Origin of the sequence: Nonomuraea sp. NPDC050536 (assembly GCF_044457685.1) — a bacterium.
In the GTDB taxonomy this organism is placed as follows: domain Bacteria; phylum Actinomycetota; class Actinomycetes; order Streptosporangiales; family Streptosporangiaceae; genus Nonomuraea.
In genome coordinates this window covers 371061-395245 of the sequence record NZ_JBITHD010000007.1, presented here as the reverse complement: position 1 = coordinate 395245, position 24185 = coordinate 371061, and the positions used below count along the sequence as shown (strand labels likewise).

The window sequence follows — 24185 nt, the reverse complement described above, 5'->3', positions numbered from 1 at the left end:
GTTCGGCTAGCCCGCCACCGACGCTCCGAAGTCCGCGCCCTTGGCCGGCTCGTACGGCTTGAGCGCGCTGTCGTTGCGGCCCGCCGAGGACACCGTCCCGTAGCGGCCCGCGTCAGGCAGGCCCACGAAGACCTTGTTGCCGCTGAACGCCACCGATGACAGCCCCGGCGCGGGGATCGTCCGATCCTCGCCCTGGCCGGTCACCTGCACGCCGCTCGCCGAGCCGATCGCCAGCCTGCCGTCCTGCGCCGCGGCCAGCATCACCCCGGACACGCCGCGGATCGTCCTGCCCGTCTTCATGGCCGCGTCGAACAGCTGCACGTAACCGGCTCCCGGCGCGCTCACGGCCAGCCCGCCCCTGTCGCTGTAGGCCACCGCGTAGCCGTACCTGTCACCGGCGGTCTTGGTCGGCGAATCCCACTTCACGCTGGTCAGCGCGGGCGCCAGCACATCCTTCACCACCGTGATGGAGCCCGAGTCGATCTTGCCGCTGGCGACCTGACGGCCCGGTCCGTCGTCGTTCTCGTACGGCACGCCGACCGCGAGCCCGTTTCCCGACGTGAACGCCAGCGACCAGCCGAACTGGTCGCCCACCTCGGCGTTGCCCAGGACCCCTTCGGTGTCCTCCTGGATCCTGCGCAGCGCGCCCTCGCCCTTGCGCACGTACACCGAGCCCGCGTCCGCCAGCTGGGCCTGGTCCTCGTACGGCGCCCCGATCGCGACCAGGTCGCCCTTGGCGGCCAGCGACCAGCCGAAGTGGGCGTCACGCTGCGGCTCGGGGGCGAGCAGCCTCTTGGCCGGGGCGGCGTTCCCCCCGTACACCAGGTAGACGGCGCCGGCGTCCACGGTGCCGTTGACGTCGGCGTAGGGCGCGCCGACGACCAGGTCGGCGCAGCCGTCGGCATTGAGCTTGGTCAGGCGGACCGACCAGCCCAGCCCGTCGCCCTTCTGCGCGGGCACGTCGACCGGGATCACCTTGCCGGCCGAGATGATCGAGACCGTGTCGGCGAACGGGTCACCGACCGCCACGTCGTCCTGGCCGTCGCCGTCGAAGTCACTCGCGCCCGCCCTGGAGCAGTCGGCCGCCGCGTGCTGTACCGACGGGACCAGCGCCGTGGCCGCCAGCAGGATCGCCATGAGCGCCTTCACAGCCGCACCTCGATCTGCCGGCCGTTCCGCAGCATGGTGCCCGACAGGCGGGCCGGCTTGCGGGCGGGCTGCAGGTCGAAGACGAACACGCCGTCGATGCGGCCGCCCGGCACGAGGTTGTCCGGCAGCCTGGTCGAGACCGGCAGCGGATCGTGGCGGCCGTTGCGGTCGTCGATCAGGGTCAGGACCGGGGTGCCGAGCTGGGCCCGTTCACCGCCCGGGTTCAGCATCGTCCATCTGAGCAGGCACAGCTGGCCCTGCGTCGCGGCGGTGCCCTGGTAGTCCTTCAGCCCGCACTCAGGGGTGCTCGCCACGGTCAGGAACGGGCCGTCGAAGTCCTCGCTCAGCGCGAAGCGGCGGCCGACGTCGCTCGGGTGGTCCTGCGCCTGGGCTTGGTTCTGGGTGCTCGGCGTGGGGTGCGGGGCGTTGCGGGTCGTGGTGACGATCAGGATGCCCGCCGTGACGGCGATGGCCAGCACCGCCGCTGCCGCGGCTATCAGCCACCTCGTGCCGCGTGGTCTGGGGGGTTTGGGGGGCTCGGTGTCGGGCTGGCGTGGCGGGGTCGTGCCCGGGATCGCCCAGCGGGCCAGCTCCTCGCGTGCCTCCTGCTCCTCCCTGGCGATCCTGGCGGTATCGCCACGGGCTCCTCCCTTCGGAGCGGCGGAGCCGGGGTTCCGGGTGGTGTCGCTGGGGGGTGGGGTGGCGAAGGCGGCCGTGATGTCCGGGGTCTCGACCACGTTCTGGGGCGGCTTCCAGCCGGTCAGGACGTTGTCGGCGACCAGCGTGGGTGGGTCCGCCGCCGCGGGGCGTGCCGGGGCTGCGGCTCCGACCAGGGCCAGGAGCAGCTCCTGCGCCGTGGGGCGGTGGGAGGCGTCCATCGCCGTGGCCCGCCGTACGAGGTCATTGAGCGGCGCCGGCAGCGCGCCCAGGTCGGGGGGCGTGTTCAGGACTCGGGTGGCCAGCGTGATGGGGTCGCCGCGGCCGAAGGGGTGGCGGCCGTTGCCGGCGTAGGCGATCAGGCAGCCCCAGGCGAAGATGTCGGCGGCCGGAGTGACGGCCTGCCCGCGCACCTGCTCGGGGGCCCACCAGCCGGGGCTGCCGAGCAGCTCGCCCGACAGCGTGAAGCCGGTCTCGCGGTCGAGCGCCCTGGCGATGCCGAAGTCGATCACGCGGGGTCCGGACAGCGAGAGGATCACGTTCGCGGGCTTGAGGTCGCGGTGGACGAGTCCCGCCACGTGGATCGCGGCCAGGGCGGCGGCGACGCCTAACGCCACGCCGTGGAGTGGCCCCGGGTCGAGCGCCCCATATTTCACGATTTGATCGGACAAGGGGGTGCCCGCGATGTATTCGGTGACCATGTACGGGCGGCCGTCGGCGGTGTTGCCGTTGTCCAGGACCTGCGCCGTGCAGAAGGAGGCCACCCGGCGGGCGTTGTCGACCTCGGCGTGGAACCGGATCGCGAAACCCTCCTGGTTGGCGAACTCGGCCTTCACCACCTTGACCGCGACGAATCGCCCGGTTGGCGCCTTGGCCAGGAAGACCGTGCCCATGCCGCCCTCGCCGAGCCGCCCCAGCAGCCGGTACGGGCCGATCTCCCGCAGGTCGGTGGGACGGAGCGGGGCGGCGCCCGTTGGCTCCATCAGGGATGTCCCTTCGTCGTGCATCCCATCCTCCCCTTTAGATGCCCCCGTCCGCCATCACAGGTTCTTCGATGCGGGAGACTGGACGGATGTTGTCTACGTGGTTGAAATGATGAACCTGCTGGGGCCCGCGGAAATACGTAATTTGGCGGACAAGCTAGATCTTCGTCCGACGAAACGGCTCGGGCAGAACTTCGTGATCGACGCCGGGACCGTCCGGCGGATCGTCCGGGTGGCTTCCCTGTCGAGTGACGACGTGGTCATCGAGGTGGGGCCCGGGCTGGGGTCGCTCACGCTCGCGCTGCTGCCTGCTTCCGCGCACGTGGTGGCCGTGGAGATCGATCCGGTACTGGCCCGGCAGCTGCCGCTCACCGTGGCCGACCGGGGGCTCGCCGACCGGCTCACGGTGGTGAATCAGGACGCCCTACGTTTGACTTCCACCGATTTGTCGGACTTTTCCCCTACGGCGCTCGTGGCTAATTTGCCGTACAACGTTGCGGTGCCGGTGGTTTTGCACCTACTTGAGGTGTTGCCTTCGCTGCGCAAGGGCCTGGTGATGGTCCAGTTGGAGGTGGCCGACCGCCTCGCCGCGGCGCCCGGGTCCAAGGTGTACGGCGTGCCGTCCGTCAAGGCGGCCTGGTACGCCTCGGTACGGCGAGCCGGCCCCGTCGGCCGTTCGGTCTTCTGGCCGGTGCCGAACGTGGACTCCGGCCTGGTCTCCCTCGAACGCCGCCCGCCACCCGTCACCACTGCTACCCGCGAGGAGGTCTTCGCGGTGATCGACGCCGCCTTCTCACAGCGGCGCAAAACCCTGCGCGCGGCCCTGGCCACATGGGCCGGCACCCCCGCCCTCGCGGAACAGGCCCTCGTGGCGGCCGAGGTTTCCCCCCAAGCCCGGGGCGAGCAACTGGATGTAACAGCCTTCGCCCGAATCGCAGAACACAAACCCAAGCCGTAACCACGGCTGGCACACCCTTGCCCCACCTCCAACTTCGCCCCGCCTCACGGGTGACCCATCCGCGGCCTTCACAGGCGCCGGGTCGGCGAGACGGTGTACGGCGAAAGTCGGCGCCCTATACGGCGAGCAACCGAAGACCGGACCCACGGTGCCACGGTTTGGGTGGCCTTGCCGTACACCTGGTTGCGGGATTGGACGTACCAGGGGAGGGGACGGCTGGGCCGTACCGAAAAATCTTGGAAATCGTGCGGTGGGGACGTCGAAATCCTGATGGTGGCTACTACGTCCTGGGTGAGAGGCGCCCGACGGGGGCGCCGGGCCTGTGGGAGCACAGGATGAACATGCTGGAGACGTTGGTCAGTGGTGGCGCCTTCTTCGAGGGGCCACGGTGGCACGACGGCCGGCTGTGGGTGTCGGACTTCTGGCGGCACGAGGTGTACGCCGTCTCGCCGTCAGGGGACACCGAGACGGTCGCATCGGTGCCGGGCTCGCCATCCGGCCTGGGCTGGCTGCCCGACGGAAGCCTGCTGGTGGTCTCGATGACGGACAACAAGCTCCTCCGCGTACACGAGGGGGAGACCACCCTCTATGCCGACTTGTCGCCCGAAGGCCAAGTCGGCTGGATGAGCAACGACATGGTGGTCGACGCCCAGGGACGGGCGTACATCGGCACGATCGACTTCACCGGCCAGATCCCCCTGACGGACCTCCGCCGCGTGGACCCCGACGGCGCGGTCACAGTCGTGGCGAACGACATGGCCTTCCCCAACGGCCCCGCCATCACCCCGGACGGCAAAACCCTCATCGTCGCCGAATCCTGGGCCCAGCGCCTCACGGCCTTCACCCTGGAGCCCGACGGGGCCCTCACCGACCGCCGCATCTGGGCCGACCTGGCGGGAATCAGCCCCGACGGCATAGCCCTCGACTCCTCAGGCGCCGTCTGGGTCGCCGACGCCGGCGGCAACCGCGCCGTCAGAGTCCAGGAAGGCGGCCACCTCCTCGACGAGATCAGCACCGGCGACCTGGGCGTCTTCGCCTGCGCCCTGGGCGGCAACACCCTCTACCTCTGTACGGCCCCCACCTACGACCCAGCAGAGGCCGCCAAGAACCACCGAGCCCAAATCCTCACCACCCACGTCCCAACCCCCGCCCTCCCCTAAACCCCAGCAGCCCCACCGCCGTCCGCCACCCACCAGAAGCCGTATCCAACAACCCGCTCCAGGTCCAGAGCGCGTGCACCCCCGGAAGTCGTTGTCCACAGGCAGGCCGAACCGGCTCCCCCATCCACAGAACCGCGCTCGGCCGCCTGCGTCCCATGCCGCCCAACGCATCCTGAGCCTCCCGTACACGCACCTCAAGGCTCAGGAGCCCCCATGACCGCACTCTCCCCACTGAGGCTGCTCACCTTCGGCGGCGGCCTACTCGCCGCACTCTCCGCCTTCCCCAGTACGGCTACCGCCACCGAACCCCCCACCAAGCCCCCAGCAACCCACCCCAAACAGACCTTCCAGCCGGAACCCACCCGAAACCCAGCCAGCTGCTACGCCACGATCACCCTCCCCGCCACTTACACCCGCTGGTTCCCCCCTTACGCCCACTGGTTCGCTGCCTACGCCCCCTGGCACGAGCCCAACACCAACACCTGGCCGCCCAGCAACACAATCGCTCACCCAGGCCCAAGCGCCGCGATCACTCACCCAGGCCCCAACACCACACTCACTCAGCCAGCTCCCACCACCGCGATCACTCACCCAGACCCAAGCACCGCAACCACTCACCCAGCAGAGCGCCACGCCACCGGATCACATGCCACCCGGCCGGATGCCCTGACAGCTCGTGCCACCCACACCCAGGGCGCCGATCCCCAACTGGAGCCTTACCTCCACAACCCCCACGCGACGTTCCGCCTACTCGTCACCCTCCCGCCCCACTCCTGCAGACACCGCTTGGACGAGGCCCTCACCCGCGTGGGCGTCCACCGCATCCCACCCACCGCCATCCCCCCATGGCTGACCCGCTGGTCCATGCCCACTAGCGAAAACCCAGCAGGCCCCTCCGAACCCTCCAGATCCCCAGAGGTATCAAGCACGGCCGCATCTCAATCGCCCCCGAGCACCACCGCCACCTCAACGGGCGCGCTCCAGAACGCACCTGGCCAGAGCACCCCCGACCAGAGCACGCCCAGCCAGAGCACCCCCGACCAGAGCACGCCCAGCCAGAACGCACCCGACCAGAACACGCCCAACCTGAAGCACACGACCACGCTCCCGCCGAGCGGCAAGAGCCCGGCCACCCCGCAATCAGGCGGCCGAAGGGCCACGCTCGAGAAGCCCAGCAAAAAGGGCGACATCGCCGTAACCGCGGCGCTCGAAAAGCTGGGCACGCCGTTCTCCTGGGGCGGCGGCGCCCCCACCGGCGCCACCCTGGGGATAGGCCGAGGCGCCCACACCACTGGCTTCGACTGCAGCGGCCTAACCCTCTACGCCTGGTCCAAAGCAGGCGTCCACCTGGCCCACTACACGGGCACCCAATTCCGCCAGGGCCGCAGAGTAGCCCTCAAGGACCTACGCCCAGGCGACCTCCTCTTCTTCGGCGGCGGCAAGGGCGACCCCACCCACGTAGGCCTCTACCTAGGCCACGGCCTCATGATCCACGCCCCCAAAACCGGCGACGTAGTCCGCAAAACCCGCTTCATAGACTCCCCCTACTACCGCCCCCGCTACCGAGGCGCCACCCGCCCCACGTAACCCACCCAGCCACCTCGGACACCCACGTCGTCCTCGATCACCCACGTCGTCCTCGGGCACCCACATCAGGACGTCCGGCCCGCGCATCCAGGGGGTTTACTGGGCGCGCACCTTGCGCGTGCCCGATCACCCCACCTCGGTCACGCCCGAGCCGCTCATCCGAGTCCGCGAGCCCCACCTCGGCTACGTTCGAGCGCGCGCCCGGAAGTGCCCAAGTCGCCCGACCCGGAGCTGTCCGATGCGCACCTGGTCCACACGTGCGCTCCTCTAACCTGGGGCATGATCGCGGCCCCGACCCGGGCGTGACCGTCTTCCCGGCCCGGGCATGATCGCGCTCCCGATTCGGGCGTGGACGCGTCTCTAATCCGGGCGCGATTGGCCTCCGTGATAGGCGTGGCCGCGTCCGCGACCAGGGCGTGATCGCGCTCCGGGTCAGCGCGTGACCGTGTCCCCGACCGGGGCATGATTGCGTTCCCGATCCAGGCAGGGCTGCGGGCGCGACGTGGACGCGTCTCTAGTCCAGGCGCGATCGATTCTCCGACATGGGCGTGAGCGCGTTCCCGATCCGGGTGTGGCCGCGTGCGCGACGTGGACGCGTCTCTAATCCGGGCGCGATCGATTCTCCGACATGGGCGTGATCGCGTCTTAGCTCGATGGATCACGCTGCTCCGTGGACGTGATCGCCTGCTGTACCCGACGTGTTTGAGTCGGCGAGCACCTGGTGCTTCGGCGAGAACCGCGTTGGGGCACTAGCCGCACCCTCCTCGCTCAACGGGTCAGGGCAAGGAGGGTGCTCAAATCCGAGCGTTGGAGGGCCAGAGGGATGCCTGGTGCGCGCGAACTGGGGGTAGGTGGCCGAGTTCATGTCCCCAGCTGGGGAGCGTCAGGCGGCTTCGATGCCGAGGTGGGTCTTGTGATGGGTTGGGGTGTCGATCTCGTCGAGGACGGCGAGGGCGAAGTCCGCGTAAGTGATCCGGCTGTCCGCATCTCCCGGGGCCAGGCGGTAGCGGCCGGTCGGCGTGCCGTCGTGGTCGAAGTCGCCGGCAGGGCTGAGCACCACCCAGTCGACCGGGGTGGTGGTCTCCCGGAGTACTCGCATGCCTGCCTCATGTCCCAGGTAGAAGGAGCGGTACTCCTGCGGGTACCCCGGCGTGTCCATGAGCGGAACTCCGGAGGCGTCATTGAGGAGGGAGGCGAGGCCCACGGTCACCAGCCGGTCGACGGCCGCTCTGGTGAGGCCGTCGAGCGTGGCCCGGGCAGCCGAGCTGAAGAAGGCGTCGAAGTCCGCGTTGAGGTCGGCTGTGGAGTTGACGGCGGCGTCGTGCCCCTTGGCCAGGCGTGCGATGGCCTCCACGTCCGTGACGTCCCCCGCAACGATCTCTACACCGTCAGACGCGAGGTCCGCGTGCTTCGAGGGGTCTCGGACGACCGCGGTGACCCGATGGCCGCGGCGTACCGCCTCGTGGATGATGGCGCGCCCGCCCCTGCCGCCCGCTCCGAATACGATGATCCTGCTCATGCTTCACCTGCTTTCCCGCGAGCCGAACCCACGTCGACCCGATGCACGGGACGGTACAAACCCACCCAGTTACCTCCAGGGAACCTCGCCAGGCCCACCGAATCCCCACACGGCGTCACCGCACCTCGCCCTGGCTCCAGGGACCTCGCCTGACCTAGCGACGCTCGCCCCGGCTCCAGGAGGGTCACGCCAGCGAACTCGCCCTGGGGCGTGGAGTCTCGCCAGGCCCAACGAAGTTGGCTCCGCTCCAGCGAATGCCCGATCCAGGCGCACCGCCAGGTTCCGCGAAGCTCGTTCCGGGGGCGCCGCCAGGTTGGGCGAAGCTCGTCTGGTCCGGGGGCGCTGCCAGGTTGGGCGAAGCTCGTTCCGGGGGCGCTGCCAGGTTGGGCGAAGCTCGTCTGGGGTGTGGGGGTCGCAAGGTGTCGGCGAAGCTGGGCTGGCTCCGGTGGAGCGTGCCAGGGTCCAGGGGGCCACCAGGTTGGGCGAAGCTTGTCCCTGGTCCGGGGTGGCATGCCGTACGGCATGGTGGGGGCGCTGGGTGCTCGCTTGCCTTGGCTGTTGGTGGCCTTGCTTGGCTTCGGTGGATTTTGCGTGGTTACGGCGAAGCTCGGGCGATCCCGGGGCCTTTGGATTTCGTGGGTGGGCGGACCTTCGCTGTCTCGTGTGGGCGTCGGGGGTGGGTGGTTAGGGTGAGGGCATGAGGGAGCCGCTTGATCCGGATATGTTCGATCCGCTCTGTCCGTCCGATCTCATGCCGATTCGGATCGGGGACAAGTGGGCCGGGATGATCATCCGGTGTCTGGAATCCGGGCCTCGGCGGTTCTCGGAGCTGCGAGTCCCGCTTCGGGGGATCACGGCGAAGGTGCTCACACAGTCGCTGCGGGGGCTGGAGCGCGCCGGCTTCGTGGCGCGGACGGTGCACGACGACGGCATGCGTGTCGAGTACGAGCTCACGGGCCTCGGTCGGAGCATGATCGAGCCCATCAACGCCGTCTGTGCATGGGCCGAGGAGCACTGGGACGAGCTCATCGACGCCCGCGAGGCCGCCACCCTCGACCGAACGGGCTGAGCCTCCGGCCACGGTCGACAGCCAGAGCTCAGCTTCACAGCGCGCGCCGTGCCCCGCGCGCCGTGCCCCGTATCCCGCGCCCCGTATCCCGCACGTCGTGCCCCGTGCGCCGTAACCTGCGCGGGGTACGGCGCGCAGGGCTTGGGCTGCGGAGCGCGAGCAATGCCTTGAGTTCCGCGAGCCCGGTTTCGCGCCCGGCCGCTGCTGGGGCAGCTTGTCACCGTCGGCTGCCTCAGCCGCGTTGGGTCACGTGGTGACAGCCTCGATCTGGGGGTTCGGTCTATTCGGGGATGATTGCTATTGCGTCGATCTCCACGAGCGCGCCCGGGCGGCCGTGTCCTGCGGTGGAAACGACTGTGATGGCTGTGCGGTGGTCGCCCCATACTGATCGCGACGCCGCGTATCCCACCTGTGCGTCCACCCCATTGACGAGGTAGATGTTGAGCTTGACGACATGCTCGGGACCGGTACCCGCGGCAGCAAGGACACTCAGCACGTTCTGCATTGCCTGAGCGGTTTGCGCCTCAATTCCGTCGAGCAGTTTTCCGGTGCTGTCGCTGCCGAGCTGGCCGCCAACGTAGAGCGTCCGGGCAGCGGGTGCGATCACGCCCTGCGTGAAGGCAGGGCTGTAAAGCAGTTCTTCAGGGTCGAGATGGGTCGTCTTCATGGTCATGAGTCCTTCCTGGATGTGTGCAGGTAGAGGTCGCGCAGCAGGCAGACCTCGGACAGGTGGTGGATCAGCTCGCGGTTGATGTGCAGCACCAGAGCGGCCATGGGCAGCTCGGGGTAGGGCTCCTTCGGGCCGACCGGCACCCGGAGTCCGGCCTCGCCGAGGCCGCGTACCCCGTTCAGCCAGACGTCGAGCTGGGCCTCGAGCTGGTCGAGCGCGGTGGCCGCGCTGCCGGCGTACTCCCAGCTGTCGTACGAGGCCGCCGGCGCGCCGAAGTGCGCCGCGTTGCGCGCGGCGAGCACGCCGACGATGACGTGACCGAGTCGCCAGGCGATCGTGGTGAACGGCGCGGGGACCGGCACGGGGGAGGCGTGGTCAATCGTGAAGTCCCCGGCACCGAGCTGCCGGGGCGCGGTCGAAGTGCCGCGCGGCCGCACGCTCCAACCGTCCGGCGCCGGCGACCAGAAGTACTCCTCGTCGGTGAGCCCGTCGAGCCGGGCTCGAAGCTGAAGGTTCCAGTGGAACTCCCACTGCTCGCGCAGCGTCCTGTTCCAGTCGAGTTCGTCTGCGTCCATGGAGCCACCCTCGCGCCCCTAGCGGACAGTATCGGTCCGCTATCTCTGGCAGGCTGGCTCCATGGTTGACGAGCGGGGCACGACGGAGCGCGTGCTCACCCTGCTCGGCCTGCTGCAGCAGCGCCAGGTCTGGACCGGCCCGGAGCTCGCCGACCGGCTCGGGGTCACGCCGCGCACGGTACGGCGTGATGTCGAGCGGCTGCGCACCCTCGGCTATCAGGTGCATGCCGGCCAGGGCGTCGGCGGCGGCTACCAGCTCGGCCCGGGGCAGGACCTGCCGCCGCTGCTGCTCGATGACGAGGAGGCGATCGCCACCGCGGTCTCGCTGCTCGCCGGCGCGGGTGGCGCGGTCGCAGGCGCCGGCGACGCCGCGCTCCGGGCGCTGACCAAGCTCGACCGGGTGCTGCCCACCAGGCTGCGGCATGAGGTGCGCGCGCTGTCCGGTTCGGTGGAGTCCTTCGGCGGCGGCCGTACGCCGGTCGACCCCGAGGTGCTCATGACGCTGGCCAGAGCCTGCCGCGACGAGGTCGAGGCCGGCTTCGACTATCCGTCCGGGAACGAGATGCGACCACGGCGGGTCGAGCCCTACCGCCTGGTCGCCTCCGACCGGCGCTGGTACCTCCTCGCCTACGACCTCGATCGCGACGACTGGCGCAGCTTCCGCGTCGACCGGATGACCGATGTGTCCGCACGGACGTGGCGCTTCCGCCCGCGCGCGGCGCCCGACGCGGCCACGTACGTGCAGGAGAGCGTGGCGAGTCGCGTCTACCCGCACCAGGCGCGCTTCCTCGTGCACGCGTCGGCCGACACGGTGCGCGCGCAGATTCCGGCGGCGGCGGCCGTCGTAAGACCGCGAGGGATCGAGCTCTGCGAGGTGCTCAGTGGCGGCGGCAGCCTCGACTTCGTGCTCATGCACGTGCTCCTGCTGGGGCACGACTTCGAGGTACTCGACCCTCCGGAGCTGGGGAGACGCTGTCGCGCGCTGGCGGAGAGACTGCTGTCGGCCGGTGCGACGATCTCGCCGGCGCCGGACACGGAGCAGTCATGAGCCACGCCCAGGAGCGGCACGGTGTCAGAGCTGTGCGCAGGTGGTGACGAGGACGGAGACCAGGGACGCCAGGAGGGCCTGGTCCCGGGGGAGGGTGGGCTCGTACTCGTACTCGGTGATGCCCAGGCCGGCGATCTCGAAGCGGTCACTCAGGCCCTTCACCAGGGACAGCAGCCGGTCCGGCTGGAGGCCGCCGGGAGCGGGGCAGCCGACCGAGGAGAACGTGGCGGGGTCAAGGACGTCCAGGTCGATGTGGATGTAGACCGCCGAGGGGGACAGGTCGGCGACCCTCTCGATGAGGGAGGCGGGATCGGGCAGATGGTGCATGCCGGACTCCGCGATGAACGCCGACTCGGCGGGATCCAGGTCGCGTACCCCGGCCAGCACGACCCGGCGGGGATCGAGAGGCTGGGAGGGCACCAGCTCAGCAGGACCCTCGCCCGTCAAAGCACGAAGGACCATGCCGTGGAAGGCGCCGGAAGGAGACGACGAGGGCGTGTTCAGGTCGCCGTGGGCGTCGAACCAGACGACGACCAGGCCGTCGCCGTAACGCCGGTGGGCTGCTGCGATGGGTTCGAGTTCCACGCCGCAGTCGCCGCCCGCCGTGAAGGCGAACCCGGATTCCGGAAGGGCCTGCCGTACCCGGGAGGCGGTGTCGGACAGTGACTCCGAGACCTCGACGCGGACCCGTCGCGCGTCCGGGGCCATGTCGGCCAGCAGCCGCGCGCCCTCGACGAGCCGCCGCGCGGTGGGCGAACTCGAGCCGCGCCACTGGGGAACCTCGATCACCGTGGTGTAGGACATGGAACCAATAGTGTCCGAAAACCCGACAGAACACCCATGCTGCATCGCGCCCTCCTCGATCCGCACCGAGAAGGTGGCCGCGCAGATGCCCGCCAAGAATCGCCGCCACGCACCCGCTGCGCCGCTGTTTGCGCGTCCAGGATTCCGCGGGAGACCACGTTGAAGCCGGAGGTCCCCGTGTTCCTGGCCTCCGACGCGTCGGGCTGACGATCGACGTGGCAGGAGGCCGGATCACGAACTGACGCAGGACAGGACGAGCCCCGATACGATCGATCGGTGAGTTCGGTGACCGTGAGGGTGCCCGCGAAGGTCAACGTGCAGCTGTCTGTGGGGCCGTTGCGCGATGACGGCTTCCACGACCTGGTCAACGTCTTCCACGCCGTCTCGATCTACGACGAGGTCGTGGCCGCCGAGGCCGAGAAGATCACCATCCGGGTGGAGGGCAGGCAGGTCGACCAGGTGCCGCTCGACGAGAGCAATCTGGCGATCCGGGCGGCCAGGGCGCTGGCCAAGCACGCGGGCCGCACCTTCGGCGCCGACCTGCTGATCCGCAAGTCGATCCCGGTCGCGGGCGGCATGGCCGGCGGCAGCGCCGACGCGGCCGGCGCGTTGGTGGCCTGCAACGAGCTGTGGGGGCTCGGCCTGCCCCGCGAGGACCTCATGGAGATCGCCGCCGACCTGGGCAGCGACGTACCCTTCGCCCTGCTCGGCGGCACCGCGGTCGGCACCGGCAGGGGCGAGCGGCTGACCCCGCTCGAGACGAGCGGCACCTTCCACTGGGCCTTCGCCTTCGCCGACGGCGGCCTGTCGACGGCCAAGGTCTACGCCGAATGCGACCTCATGCGCGAGGCCACCGGCGTCCACGTCGGCTGGCCCCAGGTGGACGACGCCCTCGTCGAGGCCCTCCGCACGGGCGACGCCCGCGCGCTCGGCGCCCGGCTGCACAACGACCTCCAGCCCGCCGCGATCATGCTGCGCCGCTCGCTGGCCCGCACCCTCGAGGCCGGACGCCAGCTCGGCGCCCTCGGCGCGATCGTCTCCGGCTCGGGCCCCACCTGCGCCTTCCTCGCCACGGACGCCGCCCACGCCCGCGACCTGGCCATCTCCCTCGCCGCCACCTGCCGCACCGCCCTCCCCGCCACCGGCCCTGCCCCCGGCGCCATGATCATCTAATCCGCTTCTTGTGATCGCCCCTTCCTCGTGATCACCTGATCCACCACTCTCTTCTTGTACGGCTCTCTTCTTGTACTGCGAGTCTTTTCTTGTACGGCGAGGCCGCCCCTCCGGCCGCCCTCCGCACACCGGTTGCTGACCCGCGCCCGGCGCTTCCGGCGAGTCGGTGACACTGACCCGCCGTCACGGCGCTTCGAGATCGTGGCAGCCCGGCCCTGGGCTTTCCGCCGTTCAGGGCGCCGAACTCCGCCGTCCCCCTCCTCGCCGCCGCGGCGCCCGGCAACCCACGAGGGAAGGCGCATCACCGATTCCGCGTCCGCCCTCCCGCGCCGGGGCCGGCGAGGAGGAGCACGGTGGTCGTCCGGCGCCTTGTACGGCGGGTCGGGGGACCGTGGGGGCGGGCTAAGTTGACCCCGCAGGTACTGGCCGCGATCGCCTTCCGAGGCGGCACTCGCACCCAGACGCTGTTGGAGGCGCTGGCCATCCTGCGCGGTCCTGAGAAGGACTGGGTGAGTTCAGTGAGCTCGGCCGTGCCGGCCACCGACCCCATGACACCGACAACCGTGTCGCGACGGCGAAGGTACTGGCCAAGCTGGGGGATCCGCGGGGTGCTGCCCTGCTCGCCGCGCTGGCCACGTGGGCTACCGCTGTGTGATTGGGCGACGAAGGCGCTGGCCACCTGCGGGCGGTGGAATCGGTAGCGAGGGTGCGGTCGGAATATGGGAGAGGCTGCGCCTCGATCTCGGGGCGGATGTCAGGCACCGCGACCTGCGGAACATGGGCAGTCGTGGGACGGCGCCTGACCTATCGATCGGTGTCCGCAGCCTCGCGACGAGGGTCTCCACGATGAGTAGGCATCCAATACAGGCTGCGGGATTTGCCCGAGCGCGACCGCACCAGTCCGCCGGTGCGGGCACGCCCGGGCTGCACTGTCAGCCAGTGATGAGCTTGACGGTGTAGTCCAGCGTGGTTCCCTGAACCTGGAAGGTAGCGGTCTGCCCGTTCTGGGCGTACGTGATGAGCGTGTCGCCAGATTCGTTCTCGCCCCCGTCAGCGTGAACCCGCGGCCTCACCGGTGCGCCTACCGGGACATTGCTCTGGTCGAGATTGATCACGCGGGACTGGTTGATCGGGTAGCTGGGAGAGTCGGGCGTGCCTTCTACGAACTGGCCGGTGTTCGGGTCGATGAACTCCGGGTTGAAGTACATGACGAAGCCCGCGTCGTTCACGCAAGCGATACTTTGGTATTCAAGCATTTGTCCCCCTTGGTCGTTGTGAACGCATCTGATCGCGCCCTTCCTTGCGATTCCCCCTGGAGAGCGGTAGGTCGTGTGGGCCTTGTCAGGGTTCGGTGAGCAGATCGTCAAGACTTATGGATCAAGATCTTGTGGGTGTGCAGGCGCGCGTCGGCGCCGCGGTGACGGCGGCCCTTGAGCTCGGGGAAGGTCCCGATCCAGGACGTTCTTGACGGTGCGCACCTGAGCGGTGGCCGGGGCGCGGACCTGCCGGGCGGGCAGCGGCTTGGTCGGGTCGCCGTGGCGCAGCACGGATACCACGGCGATCCCGGGACCGGGGTGCCTGCGTAATGAAGCGCCGTGGCGGCGAGCAACTGGCATCGACTCGCCAGAAGCGCCGGGTGCGGGCCATCAGCCGAAGTGCGGTGGGCGGTGGGTGGCGGCGGCTTTGCCGTAAAGGCGACAGACCTTTCGAGCCATAGAGCGCCAGAGCCGAGCGACTGGCTCGAGGTGTATCGGAGCGCATCGTGGCGACGTATACCCTTGGGGAGCGATGAATCTGGTCAATCTCGAGGTTGTTTCCCATGCCTATGGGCCCAAGCCGCTGCTCCGTGACGTCTCACTAGGTGTCGAGGAGGGAGAGCGGATAGGGGTCGTTGGGCGCAACGGTGGTGGTAAGACCACGTTGATGTCGGTGATCGCCGGTGGCGTGCGACCCGACAGCGGGCGCGTCACACATACGCGCGGGCTGCGGATCGGGTTCCTGACCCAGCACGACGGGCTCGAGCCGGGCCTGGCCGTGCGGGAGCTGGTGCTGGACGGCAGGGCCGAGCACGAGTGGGCCGGCGACCAGCGCATCAGGGAGATCCTGGCCAACCTGATCGGCGACCTGGACCTGGACGCCAAGGTGGGCGATCTGTCGGGCGGCGAGCGCAGGCGTACGGCGCTGGCGCGGCTGCTGATCGACGACCACGACCTGATCATGCTGGACGAGCCGACGAACCACCTCGACATCGAGGCGATCGCGTGGCTGGCGGCCCACCTGGCGGCTCGCAAGAGCGCGCTGCTGGTGGTGACGCACGACCGGTGGTTCCTGGACGCAGTCTCCACCAGGACGTGGGAGGTCGTCGACGGCCGGGTCGAGCGCTACGAGGGCGGTTACGCCGCCTACGTGCTGGCCAAGGCCGAGCGCGCGAGGATCGCGCAGGCCGCCGAGGAGCGCCGCCAGAACCTCATGCGCAAGGAGATCGCCTGGCTGCGCCGTGGCCCGCCCGCGCGTACATCGAAGCCGAAGTTCCGGATCGAGGCCGCCCAGGCGCTGATCGCCAACGAGCCGCCGCCGCGCGAGAACGTGGAGCTGATGCGCTTCGCCGCCGCGCGCCTCGGCAGGACCGTCTACGACCTGGAGGGCGTCACCCTGCACGCCGGCGGTCCGGGCAGCGGGCCGCTGGTGCTCGACGGCACCACCTGGCAGTTCGGCCCCGGCGACCGCATCGGGCTGATCGGCGTGAACGGCTCGGGCAAGTCGACGGTGCTGCGGCTGCTGTCGGGCACGGTCAAGCCCGACTCCGGCCGCGTCGTGACGGGCAAGACGGTACGGCTGGCGCACCTGTCCCAGGAGCTGGCCGAGCTGGACCCGACCCGGCGGGTGCTGGAGACGGTCGAGGAGATCCGCAAGTACATCACGGTCGGCAAGCGGGAGTGGACGGCCTCCCAGATGCTCGAGCGCCTCGGGTTCAAGGGCGACGCGCAGTGGAAGATGGTCGGCGACCTGTCCGGCGGCGAGCGGCGGCGCCTGCAGCTGCTGCGCCTGCTCATGGACGACCCGAACGTGCTGCTGCTCGACGAGCCCACCAACGACCTCGACATCGAGACGCTCAACGAGCTGGAGGACCTGCTCGACGGCTGGCCCGGCACGCTGGTGCTGGTCAGCCACGACCGCTACTTCCTCGAGCGGGTGACCGACCGGTGCGTGGCGCTGCTCGGCGACGGCCGCCTGTCGCTGCTGCCCGGCGGGGTCGACGAATATCTGGAACGGCGGGCCGCGGGTGCCGCGGTGACGGCGAGGGTCGGCTCAGCCCCCACAATTCCCGAAAAATCCGGGGAAGTCGTGGCGAGTCCGGGCATGTCGGCCAAGGAGGAGCGCGAGCTGCGCAAGGAGCTCAACCGCCTGGAACGCCAGCTGGACAAGCTCTCCGACCAGGAGTCCAAGCTGCACGCCGCGATGGCCGAGGCCGCCGACGACTACAACAAGCTCGGCACTCTGGACACGCAGCTCAGAGACGTGCTCGCGCAGAAGGACACGATCGAGGCCGAGTGGCTGGAGGCCGCCGACCGCCTCGGCGACTAGCCTCCCGCCTCACGAAGCGTCGAAGGGCGCGAGCAGCGTGCGCAGCAGCCCCGCCAGCGCGGCCCGCTCGGACGCGTCGAGTGCCGACAGTAGCTCGTGCTCGCGCCGCAGCAGGTCGGAGAAGGCCGCGTCGACCCGGGCGACGCCTGTGTCGGTGAGCGAGACGAGCACCCCGCGCCGGTCCTCCGGGTCGGGACGGCGGCGCACCAGCCCGGCCTGGGCCAGGCGGTCGATGCGGTTGGTCATCGTGCCCGAGGTGACCAGCGTGGCCCGCAGCAGCGCCCCGGGCGACAGCTCGTACGGCTTGCCAGCCCGCCGCAGCGCGGTCAGCACGTCGAACTCCCACGGCTCCAGGTCGTGCTCGGCGAAGGCGGCACGCCTGGCCCGGTCCAGGTGCTTGGCCAGCCGCGACACGCGCGAGAGCACCTGGAGCGGCGCCACGTCCAGATCGGGCCGCTCGGTCTGCCAGGCCGCGACGAGGCGGTCGACCTCGTCCCGTGAATCCTCCGTCATGACATCAAGTCTACTGTCTTGACATCGAGATACATATCTCGATACCAATTATCTTTATGTCAAGAGATATCTGGGATCCCGCGACCTACGCCAGATACGCCGACGAGCGGTCAAGACCGTTCTTCGATCTCCTGGCGCGGGTGCGTGCCGACGATCCAGATTATGTCGTGGACGCGGGTTGCGGCACCGGGGAACTCACCGTCGAGCTGGCCAGGCGCTGGCCGGGGGCGAGCATCGACGGTTTCGACTCCTCACCCGCCATGATCGCAAAAGCCAGGGAGCTCGGCGCGACGCCACGCTTCTTCGTCACCGACGTGACCATGTGGCGCCCCGACCGGCCCGTCGACGTCCTGATCTCCAACGCCGTCCTGCAGTGGGTGCCCTCCCACCGTGACCTGCTCGAGCACTGGGTCGACGCGCTCAGCCCCGGCGGCTGGCTGGCCTTCCAGGTGCCGGGCAACTTCGACGCGCCCAGCCACCTGGCCATCCGCGAGCTGTGCCGCTCGCCCCAGTGGGCCGCGCGCCTCGGCGACTACGACCGCGGCAGCCCCGTCGACGACCCGACGGGCTACCTGGACCAGCTCAGCGACCTCGGCTGCCGCGTCGATGCCTGGGAGACCACCTACATCCACGTGCTCCACGGCGACGACGCCGTCCTGCGGTGGATCTCCGGCACCGCGCTGCGCCCGATCTTCGACCGGCTGGACGAGGACGAGCGTGAACGCTTCACCGCCGAGCTGGCCGTACGGCTCGATGAGGCGTATCCGCCGAGGAAGTACGGCACGCCGTTCCCCTTCCGTCGCATCTTCGTGGTGGCACAGAAATGATCAAAGCAATTCATCATGTCCAGCTGGCCGCGCCTCCGGGCAGCGAGCCGCAACTGCGGGAGTTCTACCAGGGCGTGCTCGGGCTGCGAGAGGTGCCCAAGCCGCCCGAGCTGGCCAAGCGGGGCGGCGCCTGGTTCCGCGGCGACGGTGTCGAGGTCCACCTGGGCATCGAGGAGGACTTCCGCCCGGCGCGCAAGGCGCACCCGGCCTTCCTCGTGGACGAGCTTCCCGAGGGCGCGGAGGTCGATCTGCTTTTCCCCGGATATCGCCGCATCTACCTCAGCGATCCCGTCGGTAACCGCATCGAGCTCCTACAAAGGCTCACCTAGCGGTGGCAGTATGGGGCTAAATCGGACTTTTGTGAGGTGCTGTGGGCATCGAGATCGAGGACAAGTTCGACGTACCGCCTGACTACGCCGTGCCTGACCTGAACGGGCTCGCGGAGGTCGTGGGCCCCAAGGGCTATCAGCTCGTGGCGCTCTACTACGACACCCCCGACCTGCGGCTGGCCACCCGCGGTGTGACGCTCAGACGCAGGCGGGGCGGCTCCGATCCCGGCTGGCACCTCAAGCTGCCCAAAGCCAAGGGGGTCAGGCAGGAGATCACCTACCCCCTCACCCGCAGCACCAGGACAGTCCCCGATGAGCTGGCCGAGCTCGTGCGCGCCTACACCCGCGGCGCCGAGCTGCAGGCCGTGGCCGAACTCGACACCCGCCGCAACGTCAGCATCCTGGTGGACGGCGAAACCAGGCTCCTCGAGGTCGCCGACGACCGCGTCAAGGGCACCGTCCTCGGCGACGAACCCCGGGTGGAGCGCTGGCGCGAGGTCGAGGCCGAGCTTCTGGCCGGCGAGGCGCCGCTGCTGGCCAAGGTCGGCAAGCGCCTGCGGAAGGCCGGCGCCACGCCCGCGGAAAGCGCCAGCAAGCTGGCCAGACTCCTCCAGCCGCCCGCCCCGCGCCGCGTCCCCACCGAGCCCGGTACGGCCGGCCACGTCCTCGTGGACTACCTCGAGTCGCAGGTCGCCGCCCTGCTCTCCCAGGATCCCCGGGTACGGCGCGCCGAGGACGACGCCGTGCACCAGATGCGCGTGGCCTGCCGTAGGCTCCGCAGCGCGCTGAAGGCCTTCAAGAGCCTCCTCGGCGACACCCAGGCGCTCCAGGACGAGCTGCGCTGGCTCGGCAACGTCCTGGGCGAGGCCCGCGACCTGGAGGTGATCAGGAACAGGTTCGCCCGCCACCTGGAAGGCCTGGCCCCCGAGCTGGTCACCGGCCCGATCGCCACCCGGCTCGGCGACGACCTGAACGAGCGCGAGCAGCAGGCCTACGAGCGGATCAAGGAGACCCTCAGCGGCGAGCGCTACTACGCCCTGCTCGAGGACCTCGACGCGCTGATGGCCGATCCCGGCCTGCGCAAGCCCGCCCGCAAGCCCGCCGACGACACCCTCAGCGGCGTCGCGGCCACCAACTGGAACCGCGTCACCAAGGCCTACGACACCGCGCAGGCCGTGGAAGACCCCGAGCGGCGCGAGATCGCCATGCACGACGTGCGCAAGGCCGCCAAACGCGCCCGTTACACCGCCGAGGCGCTGCAGCCCACGCTCGGCAAGGGCATGGGCAGGCTGGCCAAGCACGCCGAGGCCGTCCAGGACATCCTCGGCCTGCACCAGGACGGCGTGGTCGCCCAGGAGGTGCTGGCCAAGGAGGCCGAGAGCGCCCGCGAGGCCGGCGAGGACACCTTCACCTACGGTCTGCTCATCGGCATCGAGCGCGGCGCCGCAGAACGCGCGCACGAGGAGTTCCCGCGAGTCTGGGCGGAGACCTTGCAAGCTGTTAGGAAGGTTGTATGACTGACCTACCGGTGATCCCCTTCGACCGAAGTGACCCCCTCGACGTGCCCGTCGCCTACCGCGAGCTGCGGCACAAGGAACGCATCGCCCGGGTCCGCACCCGGGCGGGCGACGAAGTCTGGCTGGTGAGCGGCTACGAGGACGCCAGAGCGCTGTTCGCCGACGCCCGGATGGGCCGCTCGCATCCCAAACCTGAGGAGGCGGCCAGGATCTCGGGCTCGGCGCTGCTCGGCGGCCCGCAGGGCGACTTCGAGACGGAGAAGGCCGACCACGAGCGGATGCGCAAGCTGTTCGTCCGCTCCTTCTCCGCCCGCAGGATGAAGGCGCTGAGCGAGCACGTGGGAGGCCTCGTCGACGGCCTCCTCGACGACCTCGCCGCCCAGACGCCGCCCGTCGACCTGCACCAGGAGTTCTCCTTCCCGCTGCCCGTCTACGTCATCTGCGAGCTGCTCGGCGTGCCGTTCGACGACCGCGGCTACTTCAGCGAGGTCTCCACCCGGATGGGCAGCATGGACGAGGCCGTCGGCATGGCCGCCCGCGAGGAGATGGGCGGCTACATGGCCCGCCTCATCGACGCCAAACGCCACGACCCGGGCGAGGACGTGCTGTCGGACCTGGTCGACGTGATCGACGACGATGGCACCATCGCCCAGCTCGCGGGCGGGCTGCTGTTCGCCGGCCACGAGACCACCGTCAACCGCATCGACTACGGCGTGCTGCTCCTGCTCCACTTCCCCGCGCAGCTGGCGATGCTCAAGGCCGACCCCGGGCTCGCGCCCGCCGCCGTCGAGGAGATCCTGCGCATGGGATCGCCCGGTCTGCACGGCATCCCCCGCTACGCCAGGGAGGACGTCGAGATCGGCGGCATCACCATCAAGGCCGGGGAGGCCGTCGTCCTGACCACCAACGCCGCCAACAGGGACGAGACCGCCTTCGACCACCCCGACCTGTTCGACCTGCACCGCAGCCAGGACAACCCGCACCTCGGCTTCGGCCACGGCGCGCACTTCTGCATCGGGGCCAGCCTGGCCAGGGTCGAGCTCACCGCCGTCTTCGAGCGGCTCTTCCAGCGACTGCCCGACCTGGAGCTGGCCGTACCGTTCGAGGAACTGCGGATGAACAGCGACCGGCTCACCGGGGGCGTCAAGGAGCTGCCGGTCAGGTGGAGTACCGCTCCACGCTGACCACCTGGGCGCCCAGCCGGTGCAGCACGGCGAAGGCGCCCTTGCGCAGGTGCACGTCCTTGCCGCTGAGCGTGTGGATCACGTGGGGGAGCACCTTGCGGTGGCTGCACACCGCCGCGGGCACGGAGATCTCGCCGACCAGCGCCGGGGTCTTGTCGCTGTCCTGGTGCTCCTCACTCAGCAGCGGCTCCAGCCGCATGTCGGCGGAGTACGGCTCCAGCGTCTGCACGCAGCGCAGGCTGGGCGAGCTGAGCAGCAGCTCGGGACGATAGGCGGGCAGCACCTGCGCGATCGTGGCGGCCTGCGCCCTGCCGACGCTGTCCACCGGGCGCAGGGCGTCCTCGCCGGTCCAGTCCTGGCGGCTTCCCGCCGCGGCGTGCCGTACCAGGACCAGAGGGGTTGTGGCGAGCGGCGCGGCGACCAGCGCGTGCAGTAAGCCGGCGTCCCAGGCGTAGGTGAGGCGGTCGCGGGCCGCGCTCAGCGGCAGCCAGACCAGCTCGTCGACCTCATCGCCGGGGGTGAACGCGCCCTCGACGGACTGGCCGGCCCAGTAGTCGACCCGCTTGAGCCGGCCCTTGCTGAGGTAGTGGATCGGCGGCAGCGCGCGGCCGAGCACGATCGACATGCCCGTCTCCTCGCGCACCTCGCGCAGCGCCGCGGCGATCATGTGCTCGCCGGTCTTCAGCTTGCCCTTGGGGAAGGTCCAGTCGTCGTAGCGCGGCCGGTGGATGACGGCCACCTCGGGATCGCTCTCGTCCCCGCGCCAGACCACCGCTCCGGCGGCCCGGAGCATGTCAGTCATCAACGGTCCTCCAACGGCGGGTGCTGACCAGATGGCTCTGCAGATCCTCGCCCAGGTGACGGACCCAGACGCCGTCCGCGTTCAGCCACCAGGCGTTCGTCGTCTCTGCCATGGCCCGGTCCATGAGCTCGATCAGGTAGCTCTTGTGCTGCTGCCCCGTCACCTTGACCAGCGCCTCCACCCGCCGGTCCAGGTTGCGGCGCATCAGGTCGGCGCTGCCGATCCATACCTCGGGACGCCTGCCCAGGCCGAACTCGTAGATCCGGGAGTGCTCCAGGAAGCGGCCCAGGACGCTCCGGACCCGGATGTTCTCCGACAGGTCCGGGATGCCGGGGCGCAGGGTGCAGATGCCGCGCACCCACAGGTCCACCGGGACCCCTGCCCGCGAGGCCCGGTAGAGCGCGTCGATGAGCGGCTCGTCCACCAGCGAGTTCGTCTTGATGCGGATCCTGGCGGGGCGGCCCGCCTGCTGGTGCGCGATCTCCCGCTCGATCCTGGCCAGCAGCCCGCCGCGCAGCGAGTGCGGCGCCACCAGCAGCCGCCGGTAGGCGGAGTGGTTGGAGTAGCCGGTCAGGTGGATGAACAGGTCCGTGACGTCCTCGCCCACCAGCGGGTCGGCGGTCAGCAGGCCGAAGTCCTCGTAATGCCTGGCGGTCTTGGGGTTGTAGTTGCCCGTGCCGATGTGGCAGTAGCGGCGCAGCTCGCCCGAGGCCTCCTGGCGTACCACCAGCGCCAGCTTGCAGTGCGTCTTCAGCCCGACCACGCCGTAGACCACGTGGCAGCCCGCCCGCTCCAGCTTGCGCGCCCAGGAGATGTTGGCGTGCTCGTCGAAGCGGGCCTTGATCTCCACGACCACGACCACCTGCTTGCCAGCCTCGGCCGCGTCGATCAGCGCGTCCACGATCGGCGACTCGCCGCTGGTGCGATACAGCGTCTGCTTGATCGCCAGCACCCGCGGGTCGGTGGAGGCCGCCTCGATGAAGCGCTGCACGCTGGTGGCGAAGGAGTCGTAGGGGTGGTGCAGCAGGATGTCGCGCTCGCGCAGCACCGAGAAGACGTCGTCCTCAGCGTTGATGGCCTCGGCCGGCACGAACGGGCGATAGCTCAGCTCGCCGCGGTCCAGGTCGGCGATGGCGTGCAGGCCGCTCAGGTCCAGCGGGCCGGAGATCTTGTTGATCTCGTGCGGCGCCAGCTCCAGCTCCTCCACCAGCAGGTCCAGGACCTCCTGCGAGATCGTGTCCTCGACCTCCAGCCGAACCGGCGGGCCGAACCGGCGGCGCTGCAGCTCCTTCTCCAACGCCTGCATCAGGTTCTCGGTGACGTCCTCGTCGACGTCCAGGTCCTCGTTCCTGGTCACGCGGAAGGCGTGGTGCTGGACGATCTCCATGCCCTTGAACAGCTGGCCCAGATGCGCCGCGATCACGTCCTCCAGCGGGACGAAGCGGTTCTTGGAGGCCGCGACGAACCGCGGCAGCTGCGAGGGAACCTTGACCCGGGCGAAGACCGTGTGGTCGGTGGCCGGGTTACGCACCACGACGGCCAGGTTCAGGCTGAGCCCGGAGATGTAGGGGAACGGGTGGGCGGGGTCGACGGCCAGCGGCGTCAGCACCGGCCGGATCCGCTCCCTGAACAGCTTGCGCAGCTCGGTGCGCTCCTCGCGGACCAGATCGTCCCAGCGGACGATCTCGATGCCCTCCGCGGCCAGCTTCGGAAGCACCTGGTCGTGGAAGGCCGACGCGTGCCGTCTGGCCAGGTCGTCGGCGATGGTGGCGATCCGCGCCAGCTCCTCGCGCGGTTTCAGCCCGCTCTTGGTCCGCAGCAGCAGGCCGGTGGCCATCCGGCGCTTGAGACCCGCCACCCGCACCCGGAAGAACTCATCCAGGTTGCTCGCGAAGATCGCCAGGAACCGCACCCGCTCCAGCAGAGGGAGCGAGGGGTCTTCAGCCAGTTCCAGCACCCGCTCGTTGAACTGGAGCCAGCTCTCCTCACGGTTGAGGAACCGTTCCTGGGGCAGGGGCAGGTCGTTTCCAGGATCCAACAGTTCCGCGGACATATTTCCTAATATGCCCACCTTGG

At 69.8% G+C, this 24185-nt stretch carries 21 protein-coding genes; 11 read left to right on the top strand and 10 right to left on the bottom strand.

Features of this window, described 5'->3' with window-relative positions; genetic code table 11:
• Positions 1 to 6 precede the first annotated feature (6 nt).
• Positions 7 to 1149 (bottom strand): hypothetical protein, encoded by a 1143-nt coding sequence (locus ACIBHX_RS22695; RefSeq protein WP_397069163.1) that lies wholly within the window; start codon positions 1147 to 1149, stop codon positions 7 to 9.
• The gene (locus ACIBHX_RS22690) at positions 1146 to 2789 is read right to left on the bottom strand and encodes a serine/threonine-protein kinase (protein ID WP_397069161.1); all 1644 of its coding nucleotides are present in this window, start codon (positions 2787 to 2789) and stop codon (positions 1146 to 1148) included. Before ACIBHX_RS22690 ends, ACIBHX_RS22695 begins: the two co-directional genes overlap by 4 nt.
• A 112-nt stretch (positions 2790 to 2901) precedes the next feature.
• Between ACIBHX_RS22690 and rsmA the strand changes: the two genes are divergently transcribed.
• The 3 genes from rsmA to ACIBHX_RS22675 all read left to right on the top strand — a co-directional run bounded on the left by rsmA (position 2902) and on the right by ACIBHX_RS22675 (position 6494).
• Positions 2902 to 3747 (top strand): 16S rRNA (adenine(1518)-N(6)/adenine(1519)-N(6))-dimethyltransferase RsmA, encoded by an 846-nt coding sequence (gene rsmA / locus ACIBHX_RS22685; RefSeq protein ID WP_397069247.1) that lies wholly within the window; start codon positions 2902 to 2904, stop codon positions 3745 to 3747.
• A gap of 335 nt (positions 3748 to 4082) precedes the next feature.
• The gene (locus ACIBHX_RS22680) at positions 4083 to 4907 is read left to right on the top strand and encodes an SMP-30/gluconolactonase/LRE family protein (protein ID WP_397069159.1); all 825 of its coding nucleotides are present in this window, start codon (positions 4083 to 4085) and stop codon (positions 4905 to 4907) included.
• 864 nt (positions 4908 to 5771) lie between these two features.
• Complete coding sequence (locus ACIBHX_RS22675) at positions 5772 to 6494, top strand: C40 family peptidase (protein WP_397069158.1); 723 nt, start codon at positions 5772 to 5774, stop codon at positions 6492 to 6494.
• A gap of 883 nt (positions 6495 to 7377) precedes the next feature.
• Here the strand turns inward: ACIBHX_RS22675 and ACIBHX_RS22670 are convergent.
• Positions 7378 to 8013: an NAD(P)-dependent oxidoreductase gene (locus ACIBHX_RS22670; RefSeq protein ID WP_397069157.1), complete on the bottom strand. Its 636-nt coding sequence runs from the start codon at positions 8011 to 8013 to the stop codon at positions 7378 to 7380.
• Between the two features lie 697 nt (positions 8014 to 8710).
• On the opposite strand from ACIBHX_RS22670, the gene ACIBHX_RS22665 reads away from it, so the two are divergent.
• Positions 8711 to 9082 (top strand): winged helix-turn-helix transcriptional regulator, encoded by a 372-nt coding sequence (locus ACIBHX_RS22665; RefSeq protein ID WP_397069155.1) that lies wholly within the window; start codon positions 8711 to 8713, stop codon positions 9080 to 9082.
• A gap of 280 nt (positions 9083 to 9362) precedes the next feature.
• Here ACIBHX_RS22665 and ACIBHX_RS22660 read toward each other — a convergent pair whose 3' ends face one another.
• Both ACIBHX_RS22660 and ACIBHX_RS22655 read right to left on the bottom strand, forming a co-directional pair.
• Positions 9363 to 9755 (bottom strand): RidA family protein, encoded by a 393-nt coding sequence (locus tag ACIBHX_RS22660; RefSeq protein ID WP_397069154.1) that lies wholly within the window; start codon positions 9753 to 9755, stop codon positions 9363 to 9365.
• Positions 9752 to 10327, bottom strand: coding sequence for a DinB family protein (locus ACIBHX_RS22655; protein ID WP_397069152.1), 576 nt, complete (start codon positions 10325 to 10327; stop codon positions 9752 to 9754). Before ACIBHX_RS22655 ends, ACIBHX_RS22660 begins: the two co-directional genes overlap by 4 nt.
• 61 nt (positions 10328 to 10388) lie before the next feature.
• Between ACIBHX_RS22655 and ACIBHX_RS22650 the strand changes: the two genes are divergently transcribed.
• Positions 10389 to 11375 carry a helix-turn-helix transcriptional regulator gene (locus ACIBHX_RS22650; RefSeq protein ID WP_397069151.1) on the top strand — a complete coding sequence of 329 codons (987 nt, stop codon included), beginning with the start codon at positions 10389 to 10391 and terminating at the stop codon, positions 11373 to 11375.
• A gap of 24 nt (positions 11376 to 11399) precedes the next feature.
• On the opposite strand, the gene ACIBHX_RS22645 is transcribed toward ACIBHX_RS22650, so the two are convergent.
• On the bottom strand, positions 11400 to 12179 hold the full coding sequence (locus tag ACIBHX_RS22645) for an arginase family protein (RefSeq protein WP_397069150.1): 780 nt from the start codon (positions 12177 to 12179) through the stop codon (positions 11400 to 11402).
• Between the two features lie 285 nt (positions 12180 to 12464).
• Here ACIBHX_RS22645 and ACIBHX_RS22640 point away from each other — a divergent pair, with 285 nt between their 5' ends.
• The gene (locus tag ACIBHX_RS22640) at positions 12465 to 13352 is read left to right on the top strand and encodes a 4-(cytidine 5'-diphospho)-2-C-methyl-D-erythritol kinase (RefSeq protein ID WP_397069246.1); all 888 of its coding nucleotides are present in this window, start codon (positions 12465 to 12467) and stop codon (positions 13350 to 13352) included.
• 932 nt (positions 13353 to 14284) lie between these two features.
• On the opposite strand, the gene ACIBHX_RS22635 is transcribed toward ACIBHX_RS22640, so the two are convergent.
• Positions 14285 to 14608, bottom strand: a complete 324-nt coding sequence (locus ACIBHX_RS22635) for a hypothetical protein (protein WP_397069149.1) — start codon at positions 14606 to 14608, stop codon at positions 14285 to 14287.
• Between the two features lie 532 nt (positions 14609 to 15140).
• Between ACIBHX_RS22635 and ACIBHX_RS22630 the strand changes: the two genes are divergently transcribed.
• Positions 15141 to 16937 carry an ABC-F family ATP-binding cassette domain-containing protein gene (locus ACIBHX_RS22630; protein ID WP_397069148.1) on the top strand — a complete coding sequence of 599 codons (1797 nt, stop codon included), beginning with the start codon at positions 15141 to 15143 and terminating at the stop codon, positions 16935 to 16937.
• 9 nt (positions 16938 to 16946) lie between these two features.
• Here ACIBHX_RS22630 and ACIBHX_RS22625 read toward each other — a convergent pair whose 3' ends face one another.
• Entirely contained in the window at positions 16947 to 17450 is a 504-nt protein-coding gene (locus ACIBHX_RS22625) for a MarR family winged helix-turn-helix transcriptional regulator (RefSeq protein WP_397069147.1), read from the bottom strand.
• Positions 17451 to 17506: 56 nt separating this feature from the next.
• Between ACIBHX_RS22625 and ACIBHX_RS22620 the strand changes: the two genes are divergently transcribed.
• From ACIBHX_RS22620 to ACIBHX_RS22605, 4 genes are read left to right on the top strand one after another with little or no spacing between them, the layout of a single operon-like run.
• A complete protein-coding gene (locus tag ACIBHX_RS22620; RefSeq protein ID WP_397069146.1) occupies positions 17507 to 18277 on the top strand; it encodes a trans-aconitate 2-methyltransferase in 771 nt (256 codons plus the stop codon).
• Positions 18274 to 18606 (top strand): glyoxalase, encoded by a 333-nt coding sequence (locus ACIBHX_RS22615; RefSeq protein WP_397069145.1) that lies wholly within the window; start codon positions 18274 to 18276, stop codon positions 18604 to 18606. The genes ACIBHX_RS22620 and ACIBHX_RS22615 overlap by 4 nt, the downstream gene beginning before the upstream one ends.
• A gap of 41 nt (positions 18607 to 18647) precedes the next feature.
• A complete protein-coding gene (locus tag ACIBHX_RS22610) occupies positions 18648 to 20123 on the top strand; it encodes a CHAD domain-containing protein (protein ID WP_397069144.1) in 1476 nt (491 codons plus the stop codon).
• Positions 20120 to 21307: a cytochrome P450 gene (locus tag ACIBHX_RS22605; RefSeq protein ID WP_397069143.1), complete on the top strand. Its 1188-nt coding sequence runs from the start codon at positions 20120 to 20122 to the stop codon at positions 21305 to 21307. Before ACIBHX_RS22610 ends, ACIBHX_RS22605 begins: the two co-directional genes overlap by 4 nt.
• Here the strand turns inward: ACIBHX_RS22605 and ACIBHX_RS22600 are convergent.
• Both ACIBHX_RS22600 and ACIBHX_RS22595 read right to left on the bottom strand, forming a co-directional pair.
• Positions 21282 to 22109, bottom strand: coding sequence for an NUDIX domain-containing protein (locus ACIBHX_RS22600; RefSeq protein ID WP_397069141.1), 828 nt, complete (start codon positions 22107 to 22109; stop codon positions 21282 to 21284). The genes ACIBHX_RS22605 and ACIBHX_RS22600 overlap by 26 nt on opposite strands.
• Positions 22102 to 24162, bottom strand: coding sequence for an RNA degradosome polyphosphate kinase (locus ACIBHX_RS22595; RefSeq protein WP_397069140.1), 2061 nt, complete (start codon positions 24160 to 24162; stop codon positions 22102 to 22104). Before ACIBHX_RS22595 ends, ACIBHX_RS22600 begins: the two co-directional genes overlap by 8 nt.
• Between the last annotated feature and the right edge of the window lie 23 nt (positions 24163 to 24185).